The following is a 2,953-nucleotide window of genomic DNA, read 5'->3' as shown; positions in this document are numbered from 1 at the left end:
GCCGGAGGTGCCTGGCTACGAGTTACTGGGAGAGATCGCGCGCGGCGGCATGGGTGTCGTCTTCCGGGCCCGGCAGATCAATCTCGACCGCACCGTGGCCCTCAAGATGCTCCTGGCCGGGCAGATGGCCTCCGCCGATGAGGCGCTGCGCTTCCGCACCGAGGCCGAAGCGGCGGCCCAGCTCGATCATCCGAGCATCGTGCCCATCTACGAGGTGGGCGAATACGAGGGGCAGCCGTACTTCTGCATGAAGCTGGTCGAGGGCGGCACGTTGGCTGGCTTTCGGGGCCCCTCCGAGGAGGCGGCACGGCTGCTCGCCACGGTCGCTCGAGCGGTTCACTACGCCCACCAGCGCGGCATCATCCACCGCGACCTCAAGCCCGGGAACATCCTGCTGGACCGCGAACGACAGCCCCACGTTGCCGACTTTGGCCTGGCCAGGCGGGTTGAGGGCGACAGCAAGCTGACCCGCACCGGGGCCGTGATGGGAACGCCGGCCTACATGGCGCCGGAGCAGGCGTCCGGAAAGAGGGGGGAAGTCACCACGCTGGCCGACGTCTACAGCCTGGGCGCGGTTCTCTACGAGTTGCTGACCGGCCAGCCCCCGTTCCAGGCCGAGACGCCGTTCGACACGCTCTCGCAAATGATGGAGAAGGAACCGCAGCCACCGCGGATGTTGAATCCCCGGGTGGACCGCGACCTGGAGGCGCTGTGCCTGAAGTGCCTTCAGAAGGACCCGCGCCAGCGCTACGGCTCGGCGGCGGACCTTGCCGACGACCTGGATCGCTGGCGGCGCGGCGAGCCGACACGCGCGCGGCCGCCGTCGGCCTGGCAGGCGGCGCGCTACTGGCTGCGGCAGAACCTGCGCGCGGCCCTGTCGGTGCTGGTCGTGGGGCTGGTGCTCGGCGTCCTCTTCGGTTACACGATCTACTTTCGAATTCTTCAGAAGCCGCTGACCGAAACCATCGACGCCAGTTACGGCCGCCTGCCGTCCACCCCGCGCCCCTGGCTGGCGGCACTCCCCCGGCCCCCAGGGCCGGTGAACATCGCTCTCGCCATGGCGGTGGTGCTGGCTGTAACCACCGCCGGCCTGGCGATCGTGCTCATGGCCCGACCCCAAAGCGCCGGCGCCGACCTGTCTCACGGCCTGGCTGTCGGGCTGGTGGCGGCCTACATCTCGTCTCTGTGCGGCGGCGCATGGACGTTCGCCGGATATCAGATGAGGAACACCCTGCAAGGGCGGGAAAACGTGCTCGCCTTCAAGGACGACCTGTTGCAGCGCCAGCCGGAGCCGCTGGCTGATGTCTTGTTCAGTCCGGAGTTCGGGGAGCTTCGCGGCGAAGTCTACGCGCCGGATTGGCAGGAGCGCCGCTACCCGGACCTCAAAGGGATGGCCCGGGATGATCAGCGGAGAATCCTTTACGATAAAATGGTCTGCGACGCCATCATCGGCGTGCAAATCGGGCTGCTCTGGGGCATGCCACTGTACTTCATCGTCATGTTCCTTGTCCCGGCGTTGGAAGCGCTCGCGGCGGGCAGCCTTTGGCGGCGCTACCGGCGGCCCTGGCCCGTGACGGTCGCCTACGTCGAGCGCATCATCCCCCTGGCGGTGACCTTGATTCTTCTCGCCGAAGCCGTGTCGGCCTTGGGGCTGCCCACCATGGTCTCGCAGGAGTGGCGGGCCACGTACCAGCCCGCATACTGGCCCCTGGCAGTCGCCCCCGCCGTGCTGGTTGTGGCGCAAGTAGCCACGTGGCGCGGCTTGTCCTGGTGGCTCCGACTGCTCCTGCACGCCGGCTGGATTGTCCTGCTTAGTTGGGCGTAGATGCGGCTGCCTTGACGCTGGTGCGGGCCGTTCCTTGGCCGCGTCGGGCCGCGGGGCCCGGAAACGAAGCCAATTGTTCGAAATTCTCTCAAGAATTTGCCCCTCCATGTGCCATTGGCCCGTCGACGGCGATGGAATAGATAGGGTACCGAGCCTCTCGCACAGAAAGGCCGGCTGAAGGACGATCAACTGGAGAGAAATCGCTCGGCGACTCGTCGCGTGAGGCGGAAGTGGCGCGCGGCCGAGTGGGCGCCCCATCGCGCCTGGAAATCCTGATAAGACCAGTCTGATGTGGTCAGCCACAGCGCTCGCCGTCATGGCATCGTCTGAAGACCGTGCCACTACAGGGCGCCGCGAGCGGCCGGACGAAAAGAAGCGGCCGGCGACTGCTCGCCGCGAAGCAGGAGTCTCACCGGCCCCTGGCGCTCGGTCTGCGCGCCGGGAACGCCCTCAGTCGTTCCATCGCGGACCTCGACCAAAAAGGAGCTTGACCATGTCCGTTTCCTCTTGGTTTTCCTCAATCCTTTCGCGCAGCGCCGCCCTGCGCGGCCAACGTCGTACTTCGGCGCCCCGTCGCAAAAAGGCACGCCTGTTCCTCGAGCATCTCGAAGTTCGGGCGCTGCTCTCGAGCTACACTGCGCCCACCGTGTCAGCCCTCATCGCCGACATGAACGCCGCCAACACGGCCGGCGGAGCTAACACCATCAGCCTGACGGCCCCGACCACATCACCCTATCTCTTCACGGCGAGCAACAACGGCACCAACGGCGGGAACTTCCTGCCGGTCATCGCCGCCAGCGACAAGCTGACCATCGTCGGCAACGGCGACACCCTCCAGCCGGGCCGCCTTGGCGCGGGCGCGGGCGCCCGCTTCTGCGACGTGACTGCGGGCGCCTCGCTCACGCTAGAGAACCTGACGCTGGAAGGCGGTTCACTGGTGGATTCCTCCCAGTGGGGGGGTGGGGCAATCTATAACCAAGGCGCCCTGACCCTGAGCGGAGCCACCGTATATGAGAACATGGTGAAACCTCGCAGCCTCGATGCAATTGACGGACCGGCCATGGGCGGGGGCATCTGGTCCAGCGGGTCGCTGATCTTGGAAAACGGCACGATCGTGCAGAAGAACCG

Annotated in this window: 2 protein-coding genes; both read left to right on the top strand. The window is 66.7% G+C overall.

The window, feature by feature from the left end; all coding sequences use genetic code 11:
• Positions 1–1,825, top strand: a 1,825-nt coding sequence (locus ACLPJJ_RS04135) for a serine/threonine-protein kinase (protein WP_443589689.1), incomplete at its 5' end; no start/stop codon positions are given.
• Positions 1,826–2,318: 493 nt separating this feature from the next.
• The coding region (locus ACLPJJ_RS04130) for a hypothetical protein (RefSeq protein WP_443589688.1) at positions 2,319–2,953 on the top strand (635 nt) is incomplete at its 3' end.

The sequence above is a fragment of the Acidocella sp. genome (assembly GCF_052326845.1).
In the GTDB taxonomy this organism is placed as follows: Bacteria; Pseudomonadota; Alphaproteobacteria; order Acetobacterales; family Acetobacteraceae; genus Acidocella.
Note: the sequence above shows the minus strand (reverse complement) of the source record. Positions and strands in the feature narration are given on the sequence as shown.